This window comes from Sphingomonas sp. CFBP 13714 (assembly GCF_014842205.1).
Lineage (GTDB): Bacteria > Pseudomonadota > Alphaproteobacteria > Sphingomonadales > Sphingomonadaceae > Sphingomonas > Sphingomonas aerolata.
On sequence record NZ_JACYVG010000006.1, the window covers coordinates 218,112 to 244,376 of the forward strand.

The following is a 26,265-nucleotide window of genomic DNA, read 5'->3' on the forward strand; positions in this document are numbered from 1 at the left end:
TAAGATTTCGAGGAAGGATACAAGCATGAGCGAGACCGCAAACCTCAAGGTCGACGGCAAGGAATTCGATTATCCGGTCATGTCCGGTACGGTCGGCCCCGATGTCATCGATATCCGCAAGCTGTACGCGCAGACCGACAATTTCACCTATGATCCGGGCTTCACTTCGACCGCCTCGTGCCAGTCGAAGCTGACCTATATCGACGGCGATGCGGGCACGCTGCTCCACCGCGGCTACACGATCGGCGAGCTCGCCGAACAGTCGAACTTCATGGAAGTCGCCTATCTGCTGCTGAACGGCGAACTGCCCAGCGAAGAAGAGCTGTCGACCTTCTCGAACACGATCACGCGCCACACGATGGTGCATGAGCAGCTCGCGCAGTTCTTCCGTGGCTTCCGTCGCGACGCGCATCCGATGGCGATCCTGTGCGGCGTCGTCGGCGCGCTCTCGGCCTTCTACCACGATTCGACCGACATTCATGATCCGGCCCAGCGCGTCATCGCGTCGCACCGCCTGATCGCCAAGATGCCGACGATCGCCGCGATGGCGTACAAGTACAGTGTCGGCCAGCCGTTCGTCTATCCGGACAACACGCTGAGCTACACCGGCAACTTCCTGAAGATGACGTTCGCCGTCCCGGCCGAGAAGTACGTCGTGAATCCGATCGTCGAAAAGGCGATGGACCGCATCTTCATCCTCCACGCCGATCACGAGCAGAACGCGTCGACCTCGACCGTCCGTCTCGCCGGCTCGTCGGGTGCCAACCCGTTTGCGTGCATCGCGGCCGGCATCGCCTGCCTGTGGGGCCCCGCGCATGGCGGCGCGAACGAAGCCGCGCTCAACATGCTGCACGAGATCGGCACGGTTGACCGGATCCCCGAGTTCATCGCCCGCGCGAAGGACAAGAACGATCCGTTCCGCCTGATGGGCTTCGGTCACCGCGTCTACAAGAACTACGATCCGCGCGCGGCCGTCATGCAGACGACCGTCAAGGAAGTGCTCGGCGAGCTGGGTGTCACCGACCCTGTGTTCGACGTCGCGATCGAGCTCGAGCGTCTGGCGCTGAGCGATCCCTACTTCATCGAGAAGAAGCTGTTCCCGAACGTCGACTTCTATTCGGGCGTCATCCTCTCGGCGATCGGCTTCCCGACCTCGATGTTCACGGTGCTCTTCGCACTCGCCCGTACCGTCGGCTGGGTTGCGCAGTGGAACGAGATGATCACCGATCCCGACCAGAAGATCGGCCGTCCGCGCCAGCTCTACAGCGGCCCGACGCAGCGCGACTATACGCCGATGGCGTCGCGCTGAGATGAAGCTGCGGCCGATCCTCATGGTCATCGGCGTGCTGTGCGCGCTGATGGGGTTCCTGTGGATCGGCCAGGGGCTTGGCTATGTCCATTGGCCGCGATCGAGCTTCATGCTCGATCAGCGGCCTTGGGCGGACCGCGGCGCCGCGCTCGCGGTATTAGGCCTGGTACTGATCCTGGCCGCGCGTCGCCTGCGTCGGTAACGACAACACGAAGCGCGCCCCCTCGCCGATTGCGCTGTCGATCGTCAGGTCGCCGCCCATCGCGCGTGCCAGCCGCCGCGCGATATAGAGGCCCAGGCCGTTGCCGCCCGGCTCGGACGCGTCGACCCGCTCGAACTTTTCGAAAATCCGCGCATGATCCGCGGGCGCCACGCCCTTGCCGGTATCTGCGACGACGACGGTCACCTGATCGCTCCCCGCATGCGCCGTCACCAGCACCGCGCCACCCGACTGCGAATAGCGCACCGCGTTGCCGATCAGATTGACCAGGATCTGCAACACGCGACGGAAATCGCCGCGCGCGACGACGCGGGCTTCCGCGGCGGGCCGGGTGATCGTCACATTCGCGTTGCCCGCTCGCACCGCCAGCAGCCCGGCAGCACGCCGCGCAATGTCGGCCATATCGATCGTCTCGAGAAGCAGCGCGAAGTCGGGCCGCTCGACCGCCTGAAGATCGACCAGATCGTCGACCAGCGCCAGCAGATGGCGACCGGCATTGGCTATGTCGGCGGCATAATCGGCATAATCGGGCTGCACCAGACCATCGGTCTGGGCATGGATACTGTCGGCGTTCGCGACGATGCGCGCCAGCGGTGTCCGCAGCGCACGGTCTAGCCCCGCGGTGAAGGTCGGCGACAGCTGGTCTGCCCCCGCCGGCCGGGGCTTGGCGGGCGGCGATGGCACGTCCGCGGGATCGTCGATCAGTTGCCCGCTGCCGATGAACCCGGCAAAGGCGCGTTCCGCGTCACGGCGAACTACGGCGCTCAGCATGATCGCGCGGCCCGACCCCCGCAGGCGCGCGGGCTGTGCGTCGAGCGGCTGGCGGCGCGCGACCGCGTCGAGGATCGGCAGCGCGCCGTCATCGCCGCTGTCGAGCATGACGAGGCTCGTCAGCGGCTTGCCGAGCAACGCCAGCGGGTCGACGCCCATGCGAGGCCCTGCGTCGGGCGATACGAATGTCAGGCGAAGTGCTGCGTCGGTTTCCCAGCGCCAGTCGGCACCACTCGACAGGAAATCGACGCCTGCACCGGGGTTCGGTGCCGCTGGACGCCACGGCTGGAGTTCGCGCCAGCCGCTCACCGCAAGGCCGACTGTATCGCCCTCGGGCTGCGCACGGACCCACAGATCGAGATCGACGTCGTCATCGGCGATCACCACACTGCGCGAAACCGCGATTCCCAGCCGGCGCGCCAGGCGGGCGATCATCGCGAGCTGCGGCACCGCGATCGGCGCGCCGATCACCCCCCCGGCGCGGCTGTTGAGCGCAAGCAGGATCGGATCCGCCGACAGCAACACGCCGTCCCCTGCCACTTCCGCCAGTGCGACCGCAGTGTCGCCGGTCATATATCCCGTCATCGTCGGTCTGCCCCGGCCAGCGCCCGCAACGCAGCGCGAAACTCGCGGTGCATTGCCAGCGGTGCGATCGCCGCGCGCGCGTCGTCGACCGCGACGCTCGCGATGCTGTCGAGCGCGTCGGCGAAACTTTCGATATCACGGCGTGAATCGGCATCGGCCAGCGCCAGCCCGATCCGCGCGATCGTTTCCCGGTCGAGATCCGCCGCCCGCAGTGCCAGCCACAATTGCTCTCCGTCGGGATCGAGTACGATCACCCGCACCTGTTCGGCATCGATCCCGATCGCATGCGCCAGCACCGCAACGAACAACGTCAGACGCCGGTCGCCGAGCGCCTCGACCAGCAGCGCCGGCAATTCGTCGCGACGGGCATCGATCGCCGCGGCGAGGCGGATCGCGACCGCTTCGGGGCGCTCCGCGTCATCATGCGCGGCAAGGCTGCGCAGCGCCGCTTCGGTGATCGCCTGATCGCTCTGGCCGCGGCCCTGCATCGCGACCATCTCGCCAGCGTCCTTCAAGGCATCGTCAAGTCCGTCGCGCACCGCCGCGGCAACCCACCAGACGAGGCGGCGATGCAGGTCAGCGGGCACGTCGCTTCCCGCGATCGTTCCCGACTCATTAGCCGCGCGACGCCGGCTTTCCGCCGCGAGCAGCGCGCCGGCCGCGGTGGCGACGGTCGTATCCGACACCCCCGTCAGGCGGATCAACAGGCTCGGCTCCTCGGGACCGGCGATCGCGGCGGGAAGGGCGTCTGCGATCAGGTCGTGCCGGACGCGTGCGATCAGGTCCTTCATCAGGTCGCGATCGCGCAACACCCCCGACCGCGTCAGCCGCAGCAAGGCGCCGCCCTGCGTCAGGATCGCCTCCGCCCGCGTCGTCTCCCCAAGCCCGGCGAGAACGCGGGCGGCATGGCGGCGGATATCCGCTTCGATCGCCCCGATGATGCCGCGCAGAACATGCGCCAGCATCAACCGCGTACGTTCCTCCAGCCGCGCATCGGCGGTCAGGAAAAAGTCGGTGATTGTGGTTTCCAGCCGGTCGTCGGCCCGCTGACGCGCACGTGCGGCGCGCGCGATCGCGCTCGCGCGTGACAGCGCGGGATCAGGCAAGGGTTCAGAGCCAACCGACATGCGCCGTGCCTACCCCCTTATTATTAAGGCGGTACTAAGGCTGAAGACGAAGATGCTCGATTGCCGCGGCCAGCGTAACCGTCGCGTACAGCCCGGCGATCGCAAGCCCCAACAACGGAAATCCGAGGATCGCGACGATCGTGACGATCAGCAGATAGGCCGGCGCACTGCCCCACCACATGTGGCGCGCGCGCTCGACGATCGCGCGTTCCCCCAGTGCCGCGATCGCAAGCAGCGCGGCCGCCATGACCAGCGCGCTGTTGTCCGCCGAATAGCCCGCCCATAGGAAGGCAAACAGCAGAACGGCGAGCGCGCTGACGACGCCGATCCCGCGCGTTTGCATCGTCGCGACCGACTCATCATCGCGCAGCCCGCTCAGCACCGAGCCGATCGCCAGACCGACACAGGCCGTGCTGGCGAGCACCAGTCCGGTCGCCAGCCAGCCGAACAGCATGGCGCCGAGCCCGGCGGCGGCGATACCCAGCGACGTCGCGCCGACGGTCGTGCCAGCAACGCTCTTATCGACCAGGAACGGCAGGCCAAGCCTGGCGATCGGCGCGAGCACGAAACGGTCGAACCAGCCGCTGCGCCCCGACACGATCGTCGCCAGCACGGCACGGCCGCGTTCTTCCAGCGTCCGCGCCTCGCGCTCGATGCCGTGCCCGCTGCGAATTGCATCGGTCGGCAGCAGGATCTGCACCGCGCGCGCCTGCACCGCGATCCGCAGCAGCGTCGATTGAAGGTCGTAATCATTGGGCAGGCCCGCGACTTCGGCGATCCGGGCGGGCTCCAGCCGGGCGACACCGGCCCATGCCATCTGGCCACCGACGCACTCGAACCCGGGTCCCGCATCGTCCTCAGGCACGACGAGCAGCGCATCGCCGCCCTCGTTCGCCATCGCCGCGACGATGCTCTCGGTCGTGACCAGCCCGTCGCCGAGCATCAAGACGCGCGCCAGCGGATGAAGCTTTTCCATCGCCTCGGCCGCAGTCCGGACGGTATCGACCGCGACACCGCGGCGGTTGATGCGATTAATCGCGCCCAGCAACTCGGGCGTCAGCCGCGCGACGACAACGATGACCTGACGCACGCCGGCTGCAATCAGCAACCGCGCCTGATACTCGATCAGCGTGACGCCGCTGAACGGCAGAGTGGCAGCCAGGCGATCGGGACGATCGTCGGCATCGTGAATAGCAAAGAGAAGCCCGGCAAGCATCTGCGGCTGTTAGGCGTCGAAACGACGGATGCAAAGCCCGCGCGTCGGCAGCGCGTGCAGATCGACGCCCTGCATGCACATCAAAGCTGCTCGACCGCGTCGCGCAGCCGGCGCAGCATGTCGTCGTCGCCGGGCAGGGTGTCGGCCGCCGCGCGCGCCAGCGTCATCAGCGGCATTGCGCCAAAGCTCGCCGCCAGCCCCTTCAGCCGCCATGCCGCGGCGCGCCAAGCGTCGGCGTCGGATGCGTCCACCATAGCGTCCAGCGCGTCGGCCGCGCTGTGGGTGAAGGCGAGGTGCAGGTCGGCGATCAGCAGCGGATCGTCCCCGACCGCGGCTGCCAGGGCGGCGTCGATTGCTCCGGGATCATAGGCCATGAGATGGGGCGTACACGCGACCGACTTAACGGGAGGTTGCGCTATTCGCTTTGTCAAAGCCGATTTCATGGTAAAACCCGGGCATGAACGGGGGTTCTTCCATCATCGGCCTGCGCGCGGACCCTGCCCGGGATCCGGACCTTGGCGACGTCCCACCACCGCCTTTGAAGGAACGCGCACCCGTGTTTATCGACGACTATATCCTGCCGGCGGACGACGACGGCGCCGATCGCGGCCGGATCTTTGCAGGTGCGGCGATCGCCGCGGTCCTGCTCTGGCTCGCCGTCATGCTCTGGCTCGTCCGCGGCGAGATCGGTGCGATCGGACCGGTCGCGCTGGTCCAGCTCCTCGCAGCGCTGTGCGTCGTGCCGGCGCTGATCGGCATCATCTGGTTGCTCGCGATGCGGACGAGCCGGGCCGAGGCGGCGCGGTTCGGTGTCACGGCGCGCGCGATGCAGGCGGAATCCGCCCGGCTCGAGCAGGCGGTCGCCGCGACTGCGCAGACGATCGACCGCAATCGCCGTCATCTGGCGGATCAGGTCGACACGCTGATGACGATGGGCGAGACCGCGCATCAGTTTCTCGGCGCGATCGGCGAAGGCTTCGCGACCGAGATCGAACGCGCCGACGCGCACACGCGCAGCCTCGTTGCCGCGGCCGACGCGACGCAGACGTCGCTCGGTGTCCTGCTTGCCTCGCTGCCGCGCGCGCATGCCGAGACCGAAGCGATGGCGGACCAGCTCGAGCGCGCAGGCCTTTCCGCCAGCGAGCATGCCGGTGCCCTCGATGCGCAGATCGGCGCGCTGGCGGCCCGTGGGCGGGAGGCCGATGCGGTCGCGAGCGGCGCAGCGCAGCGGCTGGCCGCGCATATCATCCGGATGGAGGCAACCAGCGAAACCGCCGGCGCGCGGCTCGAGGCCGTCACCGAGACGATGTCCGCAGCGGTCGACGCGCTGCTCGGGCGCACCGCCGATGCTGTCGACGAGGCACGCAAGGGTATCGCCGCCCAGGGTGACGCGGTGCTGGCGATGGTCAGTGCCAATCACGCTGCACTCGACGGTGCGACGCGCGCGAGCGCCGAGGCAATCGCCGACCGGATCGCCGGCGTCGATTCGGCGATCGCACAGGTTGCCCGCCGCCTCGAGGATCAACGTACAGCCGGGGAGGATATCCTCGGCTCGCTCGGTTCAGGCCTCGACCAGATCGAGACGCGGATCGACACGCTCCACCATCATGGTGTCGAGCGGACCCAGTTGCTCGCTGCGTCGATCAGCGCGCTTGGCGGCTCGGCGGACGCGATGACCGAGGCGCTCCGCTCGGGCGAGGCGATGGCGGGGCGGACGATCGGCACGACCGAATCGCTGCTGATCGCCCTCGACGCCGCGGCGCGTGAGATCGACGAAACGCTGCCCGACGCGCTGTCCCGGCTCGACCGGCGTGTCGCCGACAGCAAGGCGATCGTGGTCGCGGCAAAGCCCGAACTGCTCGCGCTCGTCACCGCGGCCGAAAGCACGCACGACGCGATCGAGGCGATTGCCGGTGTCATCGCCGAACAGCGTAGCGTGCTCGATCGCCTGTCGAACACCCTGCTCGACACGCTGGCCTCGGGACGCGCCAAGGCGGACGCACTTGGCCAGATGGTCGACGAGACGATCGACCGCACCAACAGCTTCTCCGAGGAAGCCGCACCCCGTCTCGTCGAGGCGTTGCTGCGCGTCCGCGAGACCGCGACCGCGGCGGCGGATACCGCGCGCCACACGCTGGCTCAGGTCATTCCCGACGCCGCGCAGGCGCTCGAGGTCGCCAGCAGCGCTGCGCTGCGCCGCGCGACCGGCGACACGGTCGATCGGCAGATCCAGGCGATCGGCGACGCGACCGACGCCGCGGTCGACGCGACGACGCGCGCGACCGAGCGGTTGGCGGCACAGGTCGAGGCGATCGCACAGCAGACAGCGGTCGTCGAAACCCGACTCGAAGAGGCGCGCAACGACCGCGAGACCGCCGATCGCGACACCTTCGCGCGGCGGGTCTCGCTCCTCATCGAATCGCTCAATTCTGCTTCGATCGACATCGCCAAGGCGTTCGCCCCCGAAGTCGCCGACAGCGCCTGGGCCGCCTATCTTAAGGGCGATCGCGGCGTCTTCACCCGCCGTGCCGTGCGGATCCTCGATGCGAACGATGCCCGCGCGATCGCGAACCTGTATGACGACGATGCGGGCTTCCGCGAGATGGTGAACCGCTACATCCACGACTTCGAATCGATGTTGCGCGCGATCCTGGCACAGCGCGACGGCTCACCGCTCGGTGTCACCTTGCTCTCGTCGGATATGGGCAAGCTCTACGTGGCGCTCGCACAGGCGATCGAACGCCTCCGCTAATAGCGGCGCCCGCCCCGGTCGCGCTAGCGGCGGACCATGTCGCGTGTGTCGAACAGGTCGAACATCTGCGGCGTGATCCAGCCATAGGCATAATTCAGCTGGAACAGCACAAACAGCGTCGTCGCGACGATCGTCACGCGCCAGGCGACGCGGCCGGCGTGGAAATCATGCGGCGCGCTCTCGGACTGGCCGGGGACGGTTTCGCCCCCGACCTCACGCGTCGTCCGCACACCGAATGGCAGGACCAGGAACACCGAGAACGCCCAGAACAGGACGTAGATCGCGAGTGCCGAGGTCCAGCGCATCGGCTCAGCCTTCGATCAGCAGAACGTCGACGATCGGCTTCTTGCCGGTCCAGCGCGTCGAGACCTTGCGGACCGCAAGCCGGACCTGCTCGCGCATCTTGTCGATATCGCGCTTGCCGCCCCGCACGGTGTCGGCAACCGCCTGGACCGCATCCGCGACGAACGCGGCACGATCTTCCTCGACAGGCACGCCCTGAACGCGGACCTGCGGCTGGCCAAGCATCCGCCCGTCCTTGCCGATCGCCACCGCGACCGAAATCTGGCCGTTGATCGCCAGCTTGCGACGCTCGTTCAGCGTGGTGCCGTCCGCCGGCAGGATCACGTCACCATCGAGGACCAGACGGCCGACCGTCGCATTGCCGATCTTGACCGGCCCCTTGGGCGCCAGCCGGACGATGTCGCCGTTGCTCTGCACCAGCGCACGGGGAATCCCCTGCTCCAGCCCGAAGCGCGCATGCTCCATCATGTGGCGCATCTCGCCATGCGTCGGGATCAGCGTGTCGGGACGCAGCCACTCGTACATCTGCGCGAGTTCCGGCTGGCCGGGATGGCCCGAGACGTGGACGTGCGCCTGGCGCTCGGTCACCATCCGGATGCCCTTGGCGGCCAGCGTGTTCTGGATGCGGCCGATCTGGACCTCGTTGCCGGGGATCTGCTTCGACGAAAAGATCACCGTGTCATCGGCCTCGAGCGTGATCGTGTGGCTGCCATTGGCGACCCGCGCGAGCGCAGCGCGCTCCTCGCCCTGCCCGCCGGTGGCGATGATCAGCACCTTGTTCTTGGGCAGACGCATCGCGGTGTCGGGATCGATCGTCTCGGGGAAGTCCTTCAGATACCCCGTCGCACGCGCGACCTTGATGATCCGGTCGAGCGACCGTCCGGTGACGCACAGCTTGCGCCCGGTTTCCTTCGCCACTTCGCCGAACGTGTGGAGCCGTGCGGCGTTCGACGCGAAGCTGGTGATCATCACCCGGCCCTTTGCCTTGCTGACCTCTTCGAACAGACCCTTGCGGACCGTGCTCTCGCTGCCCGACGCGGTGGTGTTGAAGATGTTGGTCGAATCGCAGACCAGCACGTCGACGCCCTTGTCGCCGATCGCCATGAAGCCTTCTGGCTTGGTCGGATTGCCGATCACCGGGTTCTTGTCGAGCTTCCAGTCGCCGGTGTGGAACACGCGGCCATAGGGCGTGTCGATCAGCAGCGCGTTCGCCTCGGGGATCGAATGCGACATTTCGACGAAGGTGAAGCCGAACGGCCCGAGCTGGAAGTTGCCGCCCATCGGGATCATCTTGAGCTTCACGCGGTTGGCGATCCCCTCTTCCTCGAGCTTGCCGCGGACCAGGCCCATCGTGAACGGCGTCGCATAGATCGGCACGCCAAGGTCTTCGGCGAGATAGGGCAGCGATCCGATATGGTCTTCATGGCCGTGCGTGATCACGATGCCGAGCAGATCGTCGATCCGCTCCTCGATGAAGGACAGGTCGGGGAGGATGACGTCGACGCCGGGATATTGGGGATCGGCAAAGGTGATACCGAGATCGACCATCACCCATTTGCCCTGGCAGCCATACAGGTTGACGTTCATGCCGATTTCGCCGGAGCCGCCAAGGCCACAGAAAAGGAGTTCGTTCTTCGGAGTCATTGATTACTTTCAGGATTACAGGGGAATGTGGCCCGCAGGCCGGTTGGCGCGAGCCCAATGGCCCTAGATATGGTGACGGTCCCACATCATCGCCAGCCCCTGGATCGTCAGGTCGGCCTCGATGACGTCGAACACGTCGGTCTGTTTTTCGAAGAGGGTAGCAAGTCCGCCGGTCGCGATGACCTTGACCGGGCGTCCGACCTCGGCCTTCATTCGCGCCACCAGCCCCTCGATCATCGCGACATAGCCCCAATAGATGCCGATGTGCATCTGCGAGACCGTGTTCAGCCCGATCACGCTGGTATCGCCGGGTGCCTCAATCGCGATCCGCGGCAATTTGGCCGCGGCAGTGACCAGCGCGTCGAGCGACAGGTTGATCCCCGGCGCGATGATGCCGCCCTTGTACGCGCCGCGATAGTCGACGAGGTCGAACGTCGTCGCCGTGCCGAAATCGATGACGATCAGGTCGCCGTCGTGCAGCGCGTGCGCGGCGATCGTGTTGACCGCACGATCAGCGCCCAGCGAGGCGGGCTCGTCGACATCGATCGCGATCCCCCATTCGACCGGCGCGCGGCCGGCGATCAGCGCCTCGGTCGCGAAATATTTCGACGCGAGGACCTGCAGATTGTGCAGCGCGCGCGGCACCACCGTCGCGATGATCACGCCCTCGACCGCGCCCCGGTCATGCCCACCGAGCTGCATCAGCTGGCTCAGCCACACCGCATATTCGTCCGCCGTGCGGCGTGGATCGGTCGCGATCCGCCACCGCGCCACGATGACGCCCTTCTCGACGAGCGCGAACACGACATTGGTATTGCCGGCATCGATGGCGAGCAGCATGCGGGGACCTTCAACCTTTCCGTGCGGATAGTGCATAGTCGAGACCCGCGGCGATGGCGATGACGCGCCGCATCACAGCAGGAATATGTCGGCGGCGTGGATGACACGACGCTCGCCCGTCGCGGTGCGCAGGATCAACGCGCCATCGCTATCGAGCCCCACGAACAGTCCCTCGACCGCGTCGCCGTCCGCGAGCCGCGCGGTCAGCGCGGTGCCCGCCGGATGCGCGCAATCGACCCAGCGCGCACGGACGGGCGCCAGCCCCTCCGTCCGCCAACGCGCGACCCAGCGCGCAAACCCGTCGGCAAGGATGTCGAGGAACGACGCGGGCTCAATGACGACGCCATGCACCGTGAGATCGGTCGTCTTGCGATCGGCCAGCTCGGGATGGTGCGCAATGTTGACCCCAAAGCCAACCACGACCGCATCGTCGGCCCGCTCGAGCAGGATGCCGGACAGCTTTGCATCGGCAAGTAACAGGTCGTTCGGCCATTTGAGCAGCAACGTCGCGCTCGAGTCCGTCGTCCCTTGGCGGATACCGGCGACGAGGAAGGTCGAGACGGTCTCATACAACGCGACCGCCGCTACGAGCGCAAGGCTGGCGGCGGGCGGATCGTCCGGACGCAGCCGCACCAGCGTGCTCGCATAGAGATTACCGTCGGGGGACGACCATTCCCGCCCCTGCCGGCCGCGCCCCGCAGTCTGCCGGACCGCCCTCAGCCAGAGGCCGTCATCGGCACCGGTGCGGGCCAGCGCCAGCAGGTCGGCATTGGTCGATCCTGTCTCCGCAACGGTACGGATGATGCTCAGAACAACGCCCGCGCTGCCGCCATCGTCCATGCTCCAAGCACGGGGATGAGCAGATAGCCGGCAGGCGAGACGAACACTGCCGCCAGTGCAATCAACCCGCCCTCGACCTTGTTCTCCATCGGCGCAAAGGCGGGTGCCGGATCGTCGAAGTACATCGTCTTGACGACGCGCAGGTAATAATAGGCGCCGATCACCGATGCCGCGATGCCGACCACGGCGAGCGGGAAGAGGCCTGCATCGACTGCCGCACTGAACACCGCGAACTTCGCATAGAAGCCGAACAGCGGCGGAATACCGGCAAGGCTGAACATGAAGATCGCGAGTGCGGCGGCAAGCCCCGGCCGCGTCCGCGACATGCCCGCCAGGCTCGCGATCGTCTCGACCGGCTGCCCGTCATCGCCGCGCATCTGCAGCACGACCAGGAACGAGCCCAAGGTCATCGCGACATAGATCGTCAGATACATCAGCACGCCCGACACACCTTCCGGCGTCCCTGCAGCGAGACCGATCAGTGCGAAGCCGACATTGTTGATCGACGAATAGGCCAGCAGGCGCTTGACGTTGGTCTGACCGATTGCCGCGACCGCGCCGAGGATGATCGAGGCAAGCGCCGCGAAGATCACGATCTGACGCCACTGGTCCGTCGCCGGCCCCATTGCCTCGATCGCGACGCGTACCGCCATCGCCATTGCCGCGACCTTGGGAGCCGAGGCGAAGAAGGCGGTGACGGGCGTCGGTGCGCCTTCATAAACGTCGGGCGTCCACATGTGGAACGGCACTGCGCTGATCTTGAATGCGAGGCCTGCGAAGACGAACACCAGACCGAACAGCAAGCCAAGCGACTTGGTCCCGGCATAGGCGTCGGCGATGCCCGAGAACAGCGTCGTACCGCTGAACCCGTAAACCAGCGAAATACCGTACAACAGGATGCCGCTGGCGAGCGCGCCAAGCACGAAATACTTCAGACCCGCCTCGGCCGACCGCCCGTCGCGCCGCATGAAGCTGGCGAGGACATACGCCGCAAGGCTCTGCAGCTCGAGACCGACATAGAGCGTCAGCATGTCGCTGGCCGAGACCATAATGCCCATGCCGCAGGCCGACAACAGAATCAGTACCGGATATTCGGGACGAAGATCCTCACCCTGCGACCGTGCGAAGAAGCTCGGCGCCATCATGATCGCGACCGCGGAGGCGATATAGATCAGCACCTTGGCAAAGGCACCGAACGCATCGGCACGGTAAAGGCCGTCGAACGCATAGCCGCCCGACGATGCCGGGCCGACCAGCGCGATCCCGGCGCCGACCAGAACGAACACGGAGGCGATCGACACGGCGCGCGTCGACGTGTCCCCGCCCCAGGCCGAGACGAGCATCAGCGCGATCGCTCCCAGCGCCAGCACCAGCTCGGGCAGCGTCATTGCGATGTTAGCGGCGTATTCCATCAGTGTGCCTCCCCGTGCGCGGCTTCATGCACGGTGGCGGGCTTCCCCGCAGTTGGGTTCGAATCGCTGGCCGGCTTGGCGCGGTCGACGCGCGCGAGCAGGACGCTGACATCCTTGCGCATTGGCGCGAGGAAGCTCTCGGGATAGACGCCCATCCACAGCACCACGGCTGCGATCGGTGCGAGCAACCAGAATTCGCGCGCCGACAGGTCGACCATACCGCGAACCTCGTCCGACTTGATCTCGCCGAAGACCACGCGACGGTAGAGATACAGCATGTACGCCGCACCGAGGATGATGCTCGTCGTGCAGAGCAGCGCCGTCCAGGTCGAGACCTGATAGGTGCCCATCAGCGATAGGAACTCGGCGACGAAGCCGCTGGTGCCCGGCAAACCGATCGACGCCATGGTGAAGAACAGGAAGAAGATCGCATAGCGCGGCATGTTGATCGCCAAGCCGCCATAGCGCGAGATTTCGCGGGTATGGAGCTGATCGTAGATCACGCCGACGCACAGGAACAATGCACCCGATACCAAGCCGTGGCTGAGCATCATGATCATCGCGCCTTCGATGCCCTGACGGTTGAACGCAAACAGACCGATCGTGACGATCGCCATATGCGCGACCGACGAATAGGCGATCAGCTTCTTCATGTCCGACTGCACGAGCGCGACCAGCGACGTGTAGATCACTGCGACTGCCGACAGGCCGAAGATCAGCCAGGTCAGCTGGCCCGACGCGTCGGGGAACATCGGCAGCAGGAAGCGCAGGAAGCCGTATCCGCCGAGCTTCAGCAGCACGCCCGCCAGGATCACCGACCCTGCGGTCGGCGCCTGCACGTGCGCATCGGGCAACCAGGTATGGACCGGCCACATCGGCATTTTGACCGCAAACGACGCGAAGAACGCCAGCCACAGCCAGGTCTGCACATGCGCCGGGAAGTCGTAGTTCAGCAGCGCCGGGATGCTCGTCGTGCCCGCGGTCTTCGCCATGTACAGCATCGCGATGAACATCAAGACCGAGCCGAGCAGCGTGTACAGGAAGAACTTGTACGACGCGTAGATCCGGTTCGCCCCGCCCCAGATCCCGATGATCAGGTACATCGGGATCAGGCCGGCTTCGAAGAAGACGTAGAACAGGAACAGGTCCTGTGCCGCGAACGTGCCGATCATCAGCACTTCGGTGAACAGGAACGCCGCCATATATTCCGGCACGCGCGTCGTGATCGAGCGCCAGCTGGCACCGATGCAGATCGGCATCAGGAATACGCTGAGCATGATCAGCATCAGCGCGAAGCCGTCGATGCCGAGCGACCAGCCGAACGGCCCGAAGATGCCGGGGGCATGCTCGACGAACTGCCACTGCGCGCCGCCGATGTCGAAGTTCATCCACAGCATGATGCCGAGCACGAAGTCGATCAGCGTTGCCGCCAGCGCGAGCATCCGGGCGGTGTTCGCCGAGACGAACAGGCACGCGATGGCCGCGATCATCGGGACCGCGATCAGGACGGAAAGGATAGGAAAGCCGGTCATCAATAGAGTCCGATCGCCCAGGTTACGGCGGCTGTCAGGCCGATCAGCATGACGAAGGCATAGGTGTAGAGATATCCCGTCTGGAAGCGGCCGGCGACGCGCGCGCCGACTTGGACCAGCCAGGCCGACCCGTCGGGGCCGAACCGGTTGATCGTCTTCTCGTCACCGCGGTGCCACAGGAAGCGGCCGATCGCGAAGGCGGGGCGGACGAAGATCAGGTCGTACAGCTCGTCGAAATACCACTTATGCAGCAGGAAGTCGTAGAGCACGCCGAACTGTTCGATCGCCTTGCCCGGGAAGGACGGGTTCTTGATATAGGCGTACCAGGCGGTCAGCAGGCCGAGCAGCATCGCGATCGTCGCCGACAGCTTGATGATGAGCGGCACGCCGTGCATCTCGTGCATCAGATGTTCGCGGAACGCGAGTGCGCCCTTCCAGAACTCTTCGCCCGCACTCGGCTCGATGAAGTAACCGTGGAAGACGAAGCCTGCGAGCACGGCACCGATCGACAGGACGATCAGCGGGATCAGCATCGGCAGCGGGCTCTCATGCGGGTGATACCCGCCATCGCCTTCCGCCGGCGCATGCACGGCATCGTGATGATCATGCGGCGCATGGCCTGCGTCCTCGGCCTTGGCCGGGTTCGCGTGATGGTCGTCCGCATGATGCGCGTCGTGCGCATGGTCGTCATGACCGTGCGCATCGTGGAGCGCATGCTGGATATGCTCCGATGCAGCCCAGCGCGGCTTGCCCCAGAAGGTGAGGAACATCACGCGCCACGAATAGAAGCTGGTGAGCAGCGCGACGAGCACGCCGACGAACCACACGCCCGGCTGACCCGCGGCCCAGCTCGCCTCGATGATCGCATCCTTCGAATGGAAGCCTGCGAACCCGAATGCGGTGTTGCCGAAGATGCCGGGGATGCCGACGCCGGTGATCGCGAGCGTACCCGCCATCATGCCCCAGAACGTCACCGGGATCTTCTTACGCAGACCGCCATAATAGCGCATGTCCTGCTCATGGTGCATCGCATGGATCACCGAGCCGGCACCAAGGAACAGCAGCGCCTTGAAGAAGGCATGCGTGAACAGGTGGAACATCGCCGCGCCGTACGCGCCGACGCCGGCTGCGAAGAACATGTAGCCGAGCTGCGAACAGGTCGAATAGGCGATGACACGCTTGATGTCGGTCTGGACGAGGCCGCAAGTGGCGGCGAACAGGCAGGTCGCGGCACCGACCGAGGTGACCACGGTCAATGCGACCGGGCTCATCTCGAACATCGGCGACAGGCGGCAGACCATGAACACGCCCGCGGTGACCATCGTCGCCGCGTGGATCAGCGCCGACACGGGCGTCGGGCCTTCCATCGCGTCCGGCAGCCAGGTGTGCAGGCCGAGCTGTGCCGACTTGCCCATCGCGCCGACGAACAGCAGCAGGCAGAGCACGGTCATCGTATCGAGGCGGTAGCCGAGGAAGCCGATCGTCGAACCGGCCATGCCGGGTGCAGCCGCCAGGATCTCGGGGATCGAGACCGTGCCGAATACCAGGAACGTGCCGAAGATGCCGAGCATGAAGCCCAGATCGCCGACACGGTTGACGACGAACGCCTTGATCGCCGCCGCGCTGGCCGAGGGCTTGCGGAACCAGAAGCCGATCAGGAGGTAGGACGCGAGGCCCACGCCTTCCCAGCCGAAGAACATCTGGACGAGGTTGTTCGCGGTCACGAGCATCAGCATCGCGAAGGTGAACAGCGACAGATACGCAAAGAAGCGCGGCTGGTCGGGATCCTCGTCCATATAGCCCCAGCTATACAGATGGACGAGCGCCGACACCGACGTCACAACGACGAGCATCACCGCGGTCAGCGCATCGACGCGCAGCGACCACGCGACGTTCATGTCGCCCGACTGGATGAAGTTGAGCAACGGCTCCACGGTCGCGCTGCTGGTGCCCGCCATGAAACCGAGGAAGATCGGCCAGGACAACAGGCACGACGCGAACAACGCGGCCGTGGTGACGATTTTCGCCGGCACGTTGCCGATCGCGCGATTGCCGAACCCGGCAACGATCGCGGCCAGTAACGGCAGGAAGACGATAAGCTGGATCAACCGTATTACCCCTTCATCCGGTTGACGTCGTCGACCGCAATGGTGCCGCGACCGCGGAAATATATGACCAGGATGGCCAGGCCGATCGCGGCCTCACCCGCCGCGACCGTCAGCACGAACATCGCGAACACCTGTCCGACGAGATCGTTGAGGAAGGCCGAGAAGGCGACGAGATTGATGTTCACCGCGAGCAGGATCAGCTCGATCGCCATCAGGATGACGATGAGGTTCTTGCGGTTCAGGAAGATGCCGAGCACCCCCATGGTGAACAGGATCGCCGCGACGACGAGGTAGTGGACGAGACCGATCGTCACAATTCGACTCCCTGCCCGACGACCGGGCGCGTGTTGCGCGTTGCGTCCTGCGGACGGCGTGCGTTCTGACGGCTGATGTTCTGCGCCTTCACGCCGCCACGCTGGCGATGCGTCAGCACGATCGCACCGATCATCGCGACGAGCAGGACGAGCCCGGCCGCCTCGAACACGAACAGATAGCGCGTGTAGAGCAGGTTGCCGATCGCCTGGATGTTGGGCACCCGCGCATCGATCGGCGCCGCGCGCCGGGCGAGCTGGATCGGCCCGGTGCTCCACGCGCCGATCGCGATCATCACCTCGGCCGCTAATGCGACCGCGAGCGCCAGCCCGATACCGAAGTACCGTGCCACGCCGGCACGCATTTCGGCAAAGTCGATGTCGAGCATCATGACGACGAACAGGAACAGCACCGCGACCGCACCGACATAGACGATGACGAGCAGCATCGCGATGAACTCGGCCCCGACGAGGATCATCAGACCCGCCGCGTTGAAGAAGGCAAGGATCAGCCACATCACCGAATGGACCGGGTTGCGCGACGCGATCGTCATGGCGCCCGACAGGACGACGACGAAAGCGAAGAGATAAAAGGCTAAGGCCTGGATCATGAGGTCCTCGTCACCCCAGCGAACGCTGGGGTCTCACGCCGCGCGGGCGCGCTCGGAAACGGGGAGATCCCAGCCTGCGCTGGGATGACGGAGTTAATCTGTGTCATCGCGGCGCTCGCTTAACGGTACGGCGCATCGGCGGCAAGGTTCGCCGCGATCGCGCTTTCCCAGCGATCGCCGTTATCGAGCAGCTTCGACTTGTCGTAGATCAGCTCTTCGCGCGTTTCGGTCGAGAATTCGTAATTCGGACCCTCGACGATCGCATCGACCGGGCACGCCTCGGCGCACAGGCCGCAATAGATGCACTTGGTCATGTCGATGTCGTAGCGCGTCGTGCGGCGCGAGCCGTCGTCGCGCGGCTCGGCCTCGATCGTGATCGCCTGGGCGGGGCACACGGCCTCGCACAGCTTGCACGCGATGCACCGCTCTTCGCCGTTGGGATAGCGACGCAGCGCATGCTCGCCGCGGAACCGCGGGGACACCGGGTTACGCTCGTACGGATAGTTGATCGTCGCCTTTTCCTTGAAGAAATAGCGAAGCGTCAACGCGTGCGCCTTCACGAATTCCCACAGAGTGAACGACTTGATGATCTGAGCAACGCTCATGAACCCACTCCAACGCGCGTCAGCATCAACACGCCCGACACGAGGAAAACCCAGAACAGCGAGACGGGCAGGAAAATCTTCCAGCCGAGCCGCATCAGCTGATCATAGCGATAGCGCGGCACGGTCGCCTTCACCCAGCTGAACAGGAAGAAGAAGAACAGGATCTTGGCGAACAGCCAGATGATCCCCGGCACGTAATAGAGCGGCGCCCAGTCAACCGGCGGCAGCCACCCACCCCAGAAGAGCGTCGCGTTGAGCGCGCACATCAGGATGACGTTTGCGTACTCGCCGAGCCAGAACAGCGCGAACGCCATCGACGAATATTCGGTCTGGTAGCCGGCGACGAGCTCGCTCTCCGCCTCGGTCAGGTCGAACGGTGCACGCTGCGTTTCTGCGAGGCTCGAAATGAAGAACATCACGGCCATCGGGAACAGTAGCGGATTGACGATGTAGCCGTTGATATGAAGCCCGAACATGTTCTGCTGCGCGGTCACGATGCCGGACAGGTTGAACGTGCCCGACCACAGCACGACCGAGATCAGGATGAACCCGATCGCGACTTCGTAGCTAACCATCTGCGCGGCCGCACGCAGCGCCGAGTAGAACGGATATTTCGAGTTCGACGCCCAGCCCGCCAGGATGATCCCGTACACGCCGAGCGACGACGCCGCGAGTACGTAGAGCAAGCCGACATTGATGTCCGCGAGCACGACGCCCGGCTGGAACGGGATCACCGCCCAGACGATCAGCGCGACCGTGAAGGTGATGATCGGCGCCAGCAGGAACAGCGCACGATTGGCGGCTGCGGGGACGATCGTCTCCTGCAGGAACACCTTCAGACCGTCGGCAAAGCTCTGCAGCAGGCCGAAGGGACCCACCACGTTCGGACCACGCCGAAGCGCCATCGCCGCCCAGATCTTGCGATCGGCATAGATGATCATCGCGACCGCCAGCATCACCGGCAGCGCGATTGCGAGAATGTCGATGATCGTCGCGAGGAAGAACGCCCAGTCGTAACCGAGCGAGGATTCGAACCAGGAGATCATTCGGCTGCCTCCGCAAAGTCTTCCCCTTGGAGAAGTTCAGCCGAGCAGCGCTGCATCGTCGGCGATGCGCGGCAGATCGCGTTGGTCAGGTAGAAATCCTTGATCGGATAGCCGGCCAGGACCCCCTCACCCGCACCGCCGAGCGATGGCGGGTTCCATTCGAACGTCGCGAGCGCCTGATGACGCAGCGCGGGAACGGCAGCGAACATTTCTTCGCGCAGCCCCTCGAAGCTGTCGAACGGGAGCGTGTGGCCGAGCGTGTCGGACAGCGCGCGGAAGATCGACCAATCGTCGCGCGCATCGCCGGGGGCGAACACTGCACGCTCGCCGCGCTGGACGCGACCTTCGAGATTGACCCAGGTTCCCGACTTCTCGGCATAGGTCACGCCCGGCAGGATGACGTCGGCAGCCGCCGCACCCTTGTCGCCGTGATGACCCACGAACACCTTGAAGCCCGGGAACTGGCTGAAATCGACCTCGTCCGCGCCGAGGAAGAAGCCGAGCTTCGCCCCCATCACGTCCGCGATCCCGCCCGTCTGCGCATAGCCAAGCATCAGCCCGCCCATCCGCGACGCGGCCATATGGACGACGTTGAAGCCGTTCCAGCCGTCCTTTACGAGGCCCAGCGTGTCGACGAGCTTCAGCGCGGCGCCGTGGCCACCCTTCAGCGCCGCGCCACCGACGATCACCATCGGACGCTCGGCCTTGCCGAACGCCTCGGTCACCGCGTCGGGCAGATTGCCGAGCAGCGCCAGATCGTCGCCGAGCCACTCGACCTTGTAGGTCAGCTCGGTTTCGGGCCCGATCGCGAAGACCGTCGCGCCCTTCTTGATTGCCTTGCGGACCCGCGTGTTCACCAGCGGCGCTTCCCAACGCAGGTTGGTACCCACCAGCAGGATCGCGTCGGCACGCTCGGTGCCGGCGATCGTCGTGTTGAAATTGACCGCGGCGATGTTCGACACGTCATAGGCCATGCCGGTCTGGCGGCCCTCGAGCATCGTCGAGCCCATCTTCGCGAGCAGCGCCTTGGCAGCGTACATCGTCTCGCAGTCGACCAGGTCGCCTGCGACCGCGGCCACGCTCGACCCGGCATCAACCGCCTTGATTGCCGCAAAGGCCTCGTCCCAGGTCGCGGGCTGGAGCTTGCCGTTCACGCGGACATAGGGCTTGTCGAGACGGCGACGGACCAGGCCGTCGATCGCATGGCGCGTCTTGTCGGTCGCCCACTCCTCGTTCACGTCCTCGTTGATCCGCGGCACGCAGCGCAGCACCTGGCGACCACGGCTGTCGAGCCGGATGTTGGTGCCGACCGCGTCCATGACGTCGATCGTCAGCGTCTTGCGCAGTTCCCACGGACGCGCTTCGAACGCGTAGGGCTTCGAGGTCAGCGCACCGACCGGGCACAGGTCGACGACGTTGCCCGACAGCTCGCTCTTGACCGCGTTTTCCAGATACGAGGTGATCTGCATGTCCTCGCCGCGGAAGATCGCACCGATCTCCTCGACGCCGGACACTTCCTCGGCAAAGCGGATGCAGCGCGTGCACTGGATGCAGCGGGTCATAACCGTCTTCACGATCGGACCCATATATTTCTCGGTGACCGCGCGCTTGTTCTCGTCATAACGCGAATGGCCGCGGCCATAGGCGACCGACTGGTCCTGCAGATCGCACTCGCCACCCTGATCGCAGATCGGGCAATCGAGCGGATGGTTGATCAGCAGGAATTCCATGATGCCCTCGCGGGCATTCTTGACCATCGGCGAGTTGGTGAAGATCTCCTGCTTGTCCGCCGCCGGCAACGCGCACGACGCCTGCGGCTTGGGCGGACCCGGCTTCACCTCGACCAGGCACATCCGGCAATTGCCGGCGATGCTCAGGCGCTCGTGGTAACAGAAACGCGGGATCTCCTTGCCGGCAAGCTCGCACGCCTGCAGCACGGTGGCGCCCTGCGGCACCTCAATCTCTACGCCATCGACTTTGACTAAGGGCATTACTCTGCGGCTTCCATCATCGGCGCGGTGTCACCACCACGTTCGCGGATACGGCGTTCCATCTCTGGGCGGAAATGCTTGATCAGGCCCTGGATCGGCCAGGCTGCGGCGTCACCGAGCGCACAGATCGAGTGACCCTCCACCTGCTTGGTGACCTGCTGGAGCATGTCGATCTCGGACAGCTCGGCGTCGCCGGTGCGCATCCGCTCCATCACGCGCCACATCCAGCCGGTGCCTTCGCGGCACGGCGTGCACTGGCCGCAGCTCTCATGCTTGTAGAAGTAGGAGATGCGGCTGATCGCACGGACGATGTCGGTCGACTTGTCCATGACGATGATCGCCGCGGTGCCGAGGCCCGATCCGACCGCCTTCAGGCCATCGAAATCCATCGCGCAGTCCATGATCTGCGCGGCGGGCACCAGCGGCACCGAGGAGCCGCCCGGGATCACCGCGAGCAGATTGTCCCAGCCGCCACGAATACCACCGCAATGCGTCTCGATCAGGTCGCGGAACGAGATGCTCATCTCTTCCTCGACGACGCAGGGCTTGTTCACATGGCCGCTGATCTGGAACAGCTTGGTACCGCGGTTGTTCTCTGCGCCGAAGCTCGAGAACCAGGCCGCACCGCGCCGAAGGATCGTCGGTGCAACCGCGATCGATTCGACGTTGTTGACGGTCGTCGGGCAGCCATAGAGGCCTGCGCCTGCCGGGAATGGCGGCTTGAGGCGCGGCTGGCCCTTCTTGCCCTCGAGGCTCTCGAGCATCGCGGTCTCTTCGCCGCAGATGTAGGCGCCGGCGCCGCGATGGACGAACACGTCGAAGTCGTAGCCCGACCCGCACGCATTCTTGCCGATGAAGCCACGATCATAGGCCTCGGCGACGGCTGCGAACAGCGTCTCTGCCTCGCGGATATATTCGCCGCGGATGTAGATGTACGCGGCACGCGCACGCATCGCGAAGCCGGCGATCAGCGCGCCCTCGATCAGCTTGTGCGGATCGTGACGGATGATCTCGCGATCCTTGCAGCTGCCCGGCTCGGATTCATCGGCGTTGATGACGAGGAAGTTCGGCCGGTCGGGCTTCGGCTCCTTGGGCATGAACGACCATTTGGTGCCGGTCGGGAACCCTGCCCCGCCGCGGCCACGCAACCCGCTCGCCTTCATCACGTCGATGATCGCGTCCTGGCCGAGCGCCATCAGGTCCTTGGTATTGTCCCAATCGCCGCGCATGATCGCCGCGTCGATATTCCACGGCTGAAAACCGTAGACGTTGGTGAAGATGCGATCCTTGTCGGCGAGCATCAGGCCCACTCCCCCCGGTAATCGTGGTTCGCGTCGACCATCGCCTTGAGCGAGGTCGGGCCGCCTTCGGGGCAGCTCGCGCGGCGACCGAATTGCGGCCCCGGCGTCGGCGTGCCGCCACTAGCAAGCGCCTCGAGGATCTCGGTCGTCTTGTCGTAGTCGAGATCTTCGAAGTTATCGTCGTTGATCTGGACCATCGGTGCGTTCGCGCAGGTGCCCAGGCACTCGACCTCGGTCAGCGTGAACATGCCGTCCGGCGTCGTGCCGCCCTTGACGAGGCCACGGTTCTTGCACGCAGCCAGCACGTCGTCCGACCCGCGCAGCATGCACGGCGTCGTGCCGCACACCTGCACGTGATAGCGGCCGACCGGCGCGAGGTTGAACATCGTGTAGAAGGTCACGACCTCATAGACACGCATGTACGGCACGCCGATCTGGCGCGCGACGAACTCGATCACCGGAACCGGCAACCAGCCCTGGGTCTGCGTTTCCGCACCAACCTGGCGCTGGGCAAGATCGAGGAACGGGATCGACGCCGACTGCTCGCGGCCCTTCGGGTAGCGCCCGAGGATCTCGTTCGCCTTCACCTGGTTCTCGTCCGTCCAGGCGAACGAGCCCCAGCGTGCGCGGGTCTCTGCCTCGTCGGGAATTCTCGGAGCTTCAGCCATCAGCGGTCACATTCACCAAAAACGATATCCATCGCGCCGAGGATCGCGGTCGTATCTGCCAGCATGTGACCCTTCGCCATGAAGTCGAAGGCCTGGAGATGCGAAAACGCGGTCGGGCGGATCTTGCAGCGGTACGGCTTGTTGCTGCCGTCGGCGACCAGATACACGCCGAATTCGCCCTTGGGGCTTTCGGTCGCGACATAGACGTCGCCGGCGGGCACGTGGAAGCCCTCGGTATAGAGCTTGAAGTGATGGATCAGCGCTTCCATCGACTGCTTCATCTCAGCGCGCTTGGGCGGCACGACCTTGCGGTCGAGCGACGCGATCGGACCCTCGGGCATGTCGCGCAGGCACTGCTTCATGATCCGTGCCGACTGACGCACTTCCTCGACGCGCACCATGAACCGGTCATAGCAGTCGCCACGCGTGCCGACCGGCACGTCGAAGTCCATCTTGGCATAGACGTCATAGGGCTGCGACTTGCGCAGATCCCAGGCGATGCCCGAGCCGCGGATCATCGGACCCGAAAAGCCCCACTTTATCGCATCGTCACGGCTGACGATCGCGATGTCGACGTTGCGCTGCTTGAAGATGCGGTTGTCCGCGACGAGCGAAATCGCATCCTCGAACAGCCGCGGCAGGCGCGTGTCGAGCCAGTCACCGATGTCGGCGAGCAGCTTGAGCGGTGCATCCTGATGCACGCCACCCGGACGGAAATAGTTGGAATGCATGCGCGCGCCGCTGACGCGCTCGAAGAAGTTCATGCAGTCTTCGCGGATCTCGAACAGCCACAGGTTCGGCGTCATCGCGCCGACGTCCATGACGTGGCTGCCGAGGTTGAGCATGTGGTTCGAAATGCGCGTCAGCTCGGCAAAGAACACGCGCAGATACTGCGCACGCTCAGGGACTTCGAGGTCGAGTAGCTTCTCGACCGCCAGCACCCAGCTATGCTCCATGCACAGCGGCGAGCAGTAATCGAGACGATCGAAATACGGGAGCGCCTGCGTGTAGGTCTTGTACTCGATCAGCTTCTCGGTGCCGCGGTGAAGCAGCCCAACATGCGGGTCGACACGCTCGACGATCTCGCCGTCGAGTTCCATGACCAGGCGGAGCACGCCGTGCGCCGCCGGATGCTGCGGACCGAAGTTGATCGTGTAGTTCTGGATCGTGACGTCGCCGGTCGTGGGATCGGCCGCATCGCCCTGGCCCAGAAGCTCCTCTACATAGAGACTCACTGGTTCTGTCCTCCGCCCTTGGTCGGGATCACGTCCGACTCCACGGGCTTGTCCTGCTTCTGGTTGCCCGGATTGGGCTCGCCCGCACCGCTCTGCGTGGTGTTCTGGACATCCTTCTTCGCATAGGGCTCGCTCGGCGCGTCAGGCGCCTTGGTCGCGCTCTGTGCCGCATCCGCCTTGACGATCGTATCGGCCGAGAGCGGCGTCTGCGCCCCCTTGGCCTGCGGCAGCGCGCCCTTCTCGTCACCCGGAAGGACGTATTCGGCGCCCTCCCACGGGCTCATGAAGTCGAACGTGCGGAAGTCCTGCGCGAGCTGCACGGGTTCGTACACGACGCGCTTCGCCTCTTCCGAATAGCGCAGCTCGACATAGCCCGTCAGCGGGAAGTCCTTGCGCTGCGGGTGGCCGCGAAAGCCGTAATCGGTCAGGATGCGACGCAGGTCCGGGTTGCCGCTGAACAGCACGCCGTACATGTCGTACACTTCGCGCTCGAGCCAGCCGGCGACCGGCCAGATGTCGGTCACCGACGGCACCGGCTTGTCCTCGTCGGTCGCGACATGGACGCGCAGGCGGTGGTTCCGCGTCAGCGACAGCATGCAATAGACGACCTCGAACCGCTCGGCACGATCGGGATAGTCGACGCCGGCGATTTCCATGAGCTGCTGATAGGCAAGCCCCGGCGTATCACGTAGCGCGATCATCGCGTCGTACAGATCTTCACGACGGACGTGCAGAGCGACCTCGCCGACCTTGTCGACCGCGTCGAGCAGCATGCCGCCGAGCGCGGCGCGGGCCGCGTCGATCACGCCGTCATTGGCGGCATAGGCTGGTGCGGGCGCCCTCACCGTTCGATGCTCCCGGACCGCCGGATCTTACGCTGCAACTGCATGATGCCGTACAACAGCGCTTCCGCAGTCGGCGGGCACCCGGGGACGTAGATGTCGACGGGGACGATCCGGTCACAACCGCGCACGACGCTGTAGCTATAATGATAATAGCCGCCGCCGTTCGCGCACGATCCCATCGAGATCACGTATTTCGGCTCCGACATCTGGTCGTAGACCTTGCGAAGTGCGGGCGCCATCTTGTTGCACAGCGTGCCGGCGACGATCATCACGTCCGACTGACGCGGCGACGCGCGCGGTGCGGCACCGAAGCGCTCGAGATCATAGCGCGGCATGTTGACGTGGATCATCTCGACCGCGCAGCAGGCGAGCCCGAACGTCATCCACCACAGCGAGCCGGTACGGGCCCACTGGAACAGCTCCTCGGTCGAGGTGACCAGGAAACCCTTGTCGGTCAGTTCACCGTTCAGGCCGTCGAAAAAGCCCTGGTCGGGCGGCACGATCGCGCCACTGCCGGCGGGTGCCAGCAGACCGGAACCGGGCTGCGATGTGAGCTCTACTCCCAATCGAGTGCTCCCTTCTTCCATGCATAGGCGAGGCCGAGGGCCAGTTCGCCGATAAAGATCATCATCGAGATCCACGCGGTCCAGCCGAGCGTGAAGACCGAGACGGCCCAGGGAAACAGAAACGCCGCCTCGAGATCAAAGATGATGAAGAGGATGGCGATCAGGTAGAAGCGCACGTCGAACTGGCTGCGCGGATCCTCGAATGCGGGGAAGCCGCACTCATATTCGCTCAGCTTCTCGGGCGTAGGCTTGTGCGACCCGGTGAGCCTGGAGACAGCCATCGGCAGGAACACGAACGTGCTCGACAATGCGATGGCGACCCCGAGGAACAGGAGGATCGGAAGATAGTGCGACAGGTCGACCAAATGGCTTCTCGCAGATGCGAACAGATGGGGAGCCTTTAGGCCGATGGGCCCCGTGGGGCAAG

The 26,265-nt window shown here is 65.3% G+C and carries 25 protein-coding genes; 3 read left to right on the forward strand and 22 right to left on the reverse strand.

Annotated features, from left to right (window positions below; genetic code table 11):
* Nucleotides 1–25 precede the first annotated feature (25 nt).
* A complete protein-coding gene (locus tag IFT54_RS15085) occupies nucleotides 26–1,309 on the forward strand; it encodes a citrate synthase (protein ID WP_031395755.1) in 1,284 nt (427 codons plus the stop codon).
* A gap of 1 nt (nucleotide 1,310) precedes the next feature.
* A complete protein-coding gene (locus tag IFT54_RS15090) occupies nucleotides 1,311–1,511 on the forward strand; it encodes a hypothetical protein (protein WP_031395754.1) in 201 nt (66 codons plus the stop codon).
* On the opposite strand, the gene IFT54_RS15095 is transcribed toward IFT54_RS15090, so the two are convergent.
* The 4 genes from IFT54_RS15095 to IFT54_RS15110 all read right to left on the reverse strand — a co-directional run bounded on the left by IFT54_RS15095 (nucleotide 1,467) and on the right by IFT54_RS15110 (nucleotide 5,602).
* Complete coding sequence (locus IFT54_RS15095; RefSeq protein WP_192071235.1) at nucleotides 1,467–2,873, reverse strand: sensor histidine kinase; 1,407 nt, start codon at nucleotides 2,871–2,873, stop codon at nucleotides 1,467–1,469. The genes IFT54_RS15090 and IFT54_RS15095 overlap by 45 nt on opposite strands.
* Before the next feature lie 8 nt (nucleotides 2,874–2,881).
* The gene (locus tag IFT54_RS15100) at nucleotides 2,882–4,012 is read right to left on the reverse strand and encodes a DUF2336 domain-containing protein (RefSeq protein ID WP_056406217.1); all 1,131 of its coding nucleotides are present in this window, start codon (nucleotides 4,010–4,012) and stop codon (nucleotides 2,882–2,884) included.
* 34 nt (nucleotides 4,013–4,046) lie between these two features.
* Complete coding sequence (locus IFT54_RS15105) at nucleotides 4,047–5,228, reverse strand: hypothetical protein (RefSeq protein ID WP_192071236.1); 1,182 nt, start codon at nucleotides 5,226–5,228, stop codon at nucleotides 4,047–4,049.
* A gap of 80 nt (nucleotides 5,229–5,308) precedes the next feature.
* A complete protein-coding gene (locus tag IFT54_RS15110; protein ID WP_192071237.1) occupies nucleotides 5,309–5,602 on the reverse strand; it encodes an Hpt domain-containing protein in 294 nt (97 codons plus the stop codon).
* Nucleotides 5,603–5,784: 182 nt separating this feature from the next.
* Between IFT54_RS15110 and IFT54_RS15115 the strand changes: the two genes are divergently transcribed.
* Nucleotides 5,785–7,980, forward strand: a complete 2,196-nt coding sequence (locus IFT54_RS15115) for a hypothetical protein (RefSeq protein ID WP_342354842.1) — start codon at nucleotides 5,785–5,787, stop codon at nucleotides 7,978–7,980.
* Nucleotides 7,981–8,003: 23 nt separating this feature from the next.
* Here the strand turns inward: IFT54_RS15115 and IFT54_RS15120 are convergent, their stop codons facing one another.
* The 18 genes from IFT54_RS15120 to IFT54_RS15205 all read right to left on the reverse strand — a co-directional run bounded on the left by IFT54_RS15120 (nucleotide 8,004) and on the right by IFT54_RS15205 (nucleotide 26,203).
* Nucleotides 8,004–8,285 carry a DUF1467 family protein gene (locus IFT54_RS15120; RefSeq protein WP_031393778.1) on the reverse strand — a complete coding sequence of 94 codons (282 nt, stop codon included), beginning with the start codon at nucleotides 8,283–8,285 and terminating at the stop codon, nucleotides 8,004–8,006.
* Nucleotides 8,286–8,289: 4 nt separating this feature from the next.
* Complete coding sequence (locus IFT54_RS15125; RefSeq protein WP_031393779.1) at nucleotides 8,290–9,927, reverse strand: ribonuclease J; 1,638 nt, start codon at nucleotides 9,925–9,927, stop codon at nucleotides 8,290–8,292.
* Between the two features lie 63 nt (nucleotides 9,928–9,990).
* Nucleotides 9,991–10,767: a type III pantothenate kinase gene (locus tag IFT54_RS15130; RefSeq protein WP_183936328.1), complete on the reverse strand. Its 777-nt coding sequence runs from the start codon at nucleotides 10,765–10,767 to the stop codon at nucleotides 9,991–9,993.
* 72 nt (nucleotides 10,768–10,839) lie between these two features.
* Nucleotides 10,840–11,607, reverse strand: coding sequence for a biotin--[acetyl-CoA-carboxylase] ligase (locus IFT54_RS15135; protein WP_192071239.1), 768 nt, complete (start codon nucleotides 11,605–11,607; stop codon nucleotides 10,840–10,842).
* Nucleotides 11,574–13,019: an NADH-quinone oxidoreductase subunit NuoN gene (nuoN, locus tag IFT54_RS15140; protein WP_031440946.1), complete on the reverse strand. Its 1,446-nt coding sequence runs from the start codon at nucleotides 13,017–13,019 to the stop codon at nucleotides 11,574–11,576. The genes IFT54_RS15135 and nuoN overlap by 34 nt, the downstream gene beginning before the upstream one ends.
* A complete protein-coding gene (locus tag IFT54_RS15145) occupies nucleotides 13,019–14,551 on the reverse strand; it encodes an NADH-quinone oxidoreductase subunit M (protein WP_192071240.1) in 1,533 nt (510 codons plus the stop codon). The genes nuoN and IFT54_RS15145 overlap by 1 nt, the downstream gene beginning before the upstream one ends.
* Nucleotides 14,551–16,659 (reverse strand): NADH-quinone oxidoreductase subunit L, encoded by a 2,109-nt coding sequence (gene nuoL, locus IFT54_RS15150; protein ID WP_192071241.1) that lies wholly within the window; start codon nucleotides 16,657–16,659, stop codon nucleotides 14,551–14,553. The genes IFT54_RS15145 and nuoL overlap by 1 nt, the downstream gene beginning before the upstream one ends.
* Before the next feature lie 5 nt (nucleotides 16,660–16,664).
* Entirely contained in the window at nucleotides 16,665–16,973 is a 309-nt protein-coding gene (nuoK, locus tag IFT54_RS15155; RefSeq protein ID WP_031393835.1) for an NADH-quinone oxidoreductase subunit NuoK, read from the reverse strand.
* A complete protein-coding gene (locus IFT54_RS15160) occupies nucleotides 16,970–17,581 on the reverse strand; it encodes an NADH-quinone oxidoreductase subunit J (protein ID WP_031440949.1) in 612 nt (203 codons plus the stop codon). The genes nuoK and IFT54_RS15160 overlap by 4 nt, the downstream gene beginning before the upstream one ends.
* A 119-nt stretch (nucleotides 17,582–17,700) precedes the next feature.
* Nucleotides 17,701–18,186 carry an NADH-quinone oxidoreductase subunit NuoI gene (gene nuoI / locus IFT54_RS15165; protein ID WP_031393837.1) on the reverse strand — a complete coding sequence of 162 codons (486 nt, stop codon included), beginning with the start codon at nucleotides 18,184–18,186 and terminating at the stop codon, nucleotides 17,701–17,703.
* Nucleotides 18,183–19,232 (reverse strand): NADH-quinone oxidoreductase subunit NuoH, encoded by a 1,050-nt coding sequence (gene nuoH / locus IFT54_RS15170; protein ID WP_031393838.1) that lies wholly within the window; start codon nucleotides 19,230–19,232, stop codon nucleotides 18,183–18,185. Before nuoH ends, nuoI begins: the two co-directional genes overlap by 4 nt.
* On the reverse strand, nucleotides 19,229–21,223 hold the full coding sequence (gene nuoG, locus IFT54_RS15175; RefSeq protein ID WP_192071242.1) for an NADH-quinone oxidoreductase subunit NuoG: 1,995 nt from the start codon (nucleotides 21,221–21,223) through the stop codon (nucleotides 19,229–19,231). The genes nuoH and nuoG overlap by 4 nt, the downstream gene beginning before the upstream one ends.
* Entirely contained in the window at nucleotides 21,223–22,524 is a 1,302-nt protein-coding gene (gene nuoF / locus IFT54_RS15180; protein ID WP_056050371.1) for an NADH-quinone oxidoreductase subunit NuoF, read from the reverse strand. Before nuoF ends, nuoG begins: the two co-directional genes overlap by 1 nt.
* Nucleotides 22,524–23,192 carry a complex I 24 kDa subunit family protein gene (locus tag IFT54_RS15185; protein ID WP_192071243.1) on the reverse strand — a complete coding sequence of 223 codons (669 nt, stop codon included), beginning with the start codon at nucleotides 23,190–23,192 and terminating at the stop codon, nucleotides 22,524–22,526. The genes nuoF and IFT54_RS15185 overlap by 1 nt, the downstream gene beginning before the upstream one ends.
* Entirely contained in the window at nucleotides 23,192–24,403 is a 1,212-nt protein-coding gene (locus tag IFT54_RS15190) for an NADH-quinone oxidoreductase subunit D (RefSeq protein ID WP_197984712.1), read from the reverse strand. Before IFT54_RS15190 ends, IFT54_RS15185 begins: the two co-directional genes overlap by 1 nt.
* Before the next feature lie 20 nt (nucleotides 24,404–24,423).
* Nucleotides 24,424–25,272 (reverse strand): NADH-quinone oxidoreductase subunit C, encoded by an 849-nt coding sequence (locus IFT54_RS15195; protein ID WP_192071245.1) that lies wholly within the window; start codon nucleotides 25,270–25,272, stop codon nucleotides 24,424–24,426.
* A complete protein-coding gene (locus IFT54_RS15200) occupies nucleotides 25,269–25,838 on the reverse strand; it encodes a NuoB/complex I 20 kDa subunit family protein (protein ID WP_192071246.1) in 570 nt (189 codons plus the stop codon). The genes IFT54_RS15195 and IFT54_RS15200 overlap by 4 nt, the downstream gene beginning before the upstream one ends.
* Nucleotides 25,829–26,203: an NADH-quinone oxidoreductase subunit A gene (locus IFT54_RS15205; protein WP_031393845.1), complete on the reverse strand. Its 375-nt coding sequence runs from the start codon at nucleotides 26,201–26,203 to the stop codon at nucleotides 25,829–25,831. The genes IFT54_RS15200 and IFT54_RS15205 overlap by 10 nt, the downstream gene beginning before the upstream one ends.
* Nucleotides 26,204–26,265: the final 62 nt, after the last annotated feature.

What these genes read in the sequence shown, in the direction of transcription:
- IFT54_RS15085 (WP_031395755.1), top strand. Translation starts at nt 26, where the DNA reads ATGAGCGAGACCGCAAACCTCAAGGTCGACGGCAAGGAATTCGATTAT.
- IFT54_RS15090 (WP_031395754.1), top strand. Translation starts at nt 1,311, where the DNA reads ATGAAGCTGCGGCCGATCCTCATGGTCATCGGCGTGCTGTGCGCGCTG.
- IFT54_RS15095 (WP_192071235.1), bottom strand. Translation starts at nt 2,873, where the DNA reads ATGACCGGCGACACTGCGGTCGCACTGGCGGAAGTGGCAGGGGACGGC.
- IFT54_RS15100 (WP_056406217.1), bottom strand. Translation starts at nt 4,012, where the DNA reads ATGTCGGTTGGCTCTGAACCCTTGCCTGATCCCGCGCTGTCACGCGCG.
- IFT54_RS15105 (WP_192071236.1), bottom strand. Translation starts at nt 5,228, where the DNA reads ATGCTTGCCGGGCTTCTCTTTGCTATTCACGATGCCGACGATCGTCCC.
- IFT54_RS15110 (WP_192071237.1), bottom strand. Translation starts at nt 5,602, where the DNA reads ATGGCCTATGATCCCGGAGCAATCGACGCCGCCCTGGCAGCCGCGGTC.
- IFT54_RS15120 (WP_031393778.1), bottom strand. Translation starts at nt 8,285, where the DNA reads ATGCGCTGGACCTCGGCACTCGCGATCTACGTCCTGTTCTGGGCGTTC.
- IFT54_RS15125 (WP_031393779.1), bottom strand. Translation starts at nt 9,927, where the DNA reads ATGACTCCGAAGAACGAACTCCTTTTCTGTGGCCTTGGCGGCTCCGGC.
- IFT54_RS15130 (WP_183936328.1), bottom strand. Translation starts at nt 10,767, where the DNA reads ATGCTGCTCGCCATCGATGCCGGCAATACCAATGTCGTGTTCGCGCTC.
- IFT54_RS15135 (WP_192071239.1), bottom strand. Translation starts at nt 11,607, where the DNA reads ATGGACGATGGCGGCAGCGCGGGCGTTGTTCTGAGCATCATCCGTACC.
- nuoN (WP_031440946.1), bottom strand. Translation starts at nt 13,019, where the DNA reads ATGGAATACGCCGCTAACATCGCAATGACGCTGCCCGAGCTGGTGCTG.
- IFT54_RS15145 (WP_192071240.1), bottom strand. Translation starts at nt 14,551, where the DNA reads ATGACCGGCTTTCCTATCCTTTCCGTCCTGATCGCGGTCCCGATGATC.
- IFT54_RS15160 (WP_031440949.1), bottom strand. Translation starts at nt 17,581, where the DNA reads ATGATCCAGGCCTTAGCCTTTTATCTCTTCGCTTTCGTCGTCGTCCTG.
- nuoI (WP_031393837.1), bottom strand. Translation starts at nt 18,186, where the DNA reads ATGAGCGTTGCTCAGATCATCAAGTCGTTCACTCTGTGGGAATTCGTG.
- nuoH (WP_031393838.1), bottom strand. Translation starts at nt 19,232, where the DNA reads ATGATCTCCTGGTTCGAATCCTCGCTCGGTTACGACTGGGCGTTCTTC.
- nuoG (WP_192071242.1), bottom strand. Translation starts at nt 21,223, where the DNA reads ATGCCCTTAGTCAAAGTCGATGGCGTAGAGATTGAGGTGCCGCAGGGC.
- nuoF (WP_056050371.1), bottom strand. Translation starts at nt 22,524, where the DNA reads ATGCTCGCCGACAAGGATCGCATCTTCACCAACGTCTACGGTTTTCAG.
- IFT54_RS15185 (WP_192071243.1), bottom strand. Translation starts at nt 23,192, where the DNA reads ATGGCTGAAGCTCCGAGAATTCCCGACGAGGCAGAGACCCGCGCACGC.